Genomic DNA, 1,122 nt, shown 5'->3' on the forward strand with positions numbered 1-1,122 from the left:
TGTGGGAGATTCTATGGTTTTCAGCAAGCCAGTTTCCCGCCTTTGGTGACATATTCGTCCTGATTTTTCATCAGGGCGAATGCCACCCGCGCGAGCTTTCTAGCAAGGATTACCAGAGCTTGGGTCGTTGCTTTACCAGCATTCCGATGTTGTTCGTAAAGCCCTTTCCAAGCGGCCGACCTGCTGGCGGCCATCGCCGCGTTATGCAACAGGCGACGGATTTCTGAGCAACCTCGTTTGGTGAGGCGACGGCGTCCATTCTTCTGTCCGGAATCACTGACTCGTAAATCCATTCCTAGGAATGCAATGTACGAGTCACTGCTTTTGAACTCGCCCCTCATAAAAGCCATCACCAATGCTGCGGCGGTGAGAAAACCAATACCCTCTACTGCCTGGCAGCGAGCGACTTGTTCCTGCAGCCCAGCTTCTCGCAGCACTTCTTTAATCTTCTTTTGGATCAACTGATCCAGCCGATCTATCGACTTCACAAAAGTTTCGAAGGCGGCCTTCAAAAGGCTTTCGTTAGCCCAGCTCTGAGTCATTGCAGTACGAGCAGTCACCAAGGCGGCTCTGCGTCGAAGGAGGCTCTGAAGCTTGCCGTAGACGGTGGGAGGCGGGCTCCAAGGGCGAAGATCCTCACCTTCATTCTTCAGAAAACGGGACAGTAATCGAGCATCGGAAGGGTCAGTTTTAACCCGGCCTCCAACACTTTTTCGGTAGTTGCTCAGTTGGAATCCATCAATGACATAAACCTCGAACCCCATGCTGTGGGCTAGCTCAACCAAGTCCAGGTGGTAGACATTGGTCGCCTCAACGGCAATGGCCGTGTTGAGGGGCTGTTGCTTCAGCCATCTTTTGATTTCGAGTTTGGAATTCTTCAGTCTGACAATCTCATCACGATCATCGTGATGAATCACCAGCTCAGCTTTCGCGACATCCGCACCTACGATCACCTTGCCAACCTGCATTGCCACGGGCGGTTCCTCACGTTATGGTTCTTCGGCTTGAAGGGGTTTCACCAAGAGGCGCTGGCTTGCTTCTATCGTCGCTTGCAAACGATGCATTCTTTATCGGCGCTTTGGTGGAAGAGGTGGGGCGATGTCTCCCACGGTCTGTACTGCT

The 1,122-nt window shown here is 52.6% G+C and carries 1 protein-coding gene; it reads right to left on the minus strand.

Features of this window, described 5'->3' with window-relative positions; genetic code table 11:
* Positions 1-20 precede the first annotated feature (20 nt).
* Positions 21-974 (minus strand): IS110 family RNA-guided transposase, encoded by a 954-nt coding sequence (locus tag FQ664_RS25710; protein WP_144175810.1) that lies wholly within the window; start codon positions 972-974, stop codon positions 21-23.
* Between the last annotated feature and the right edge of the window lie 148 nt (positions 975-1,122).

The organism is Pseudomonas persica, assembly GCF_900291015.1.
Taxonomy (GTDB): domain Bacteria; phylum Pseudomonadota; class Gammaproteobacteria; order Pseudomonadales; family Pseudomonadaceae; genus Aquipseudomonas.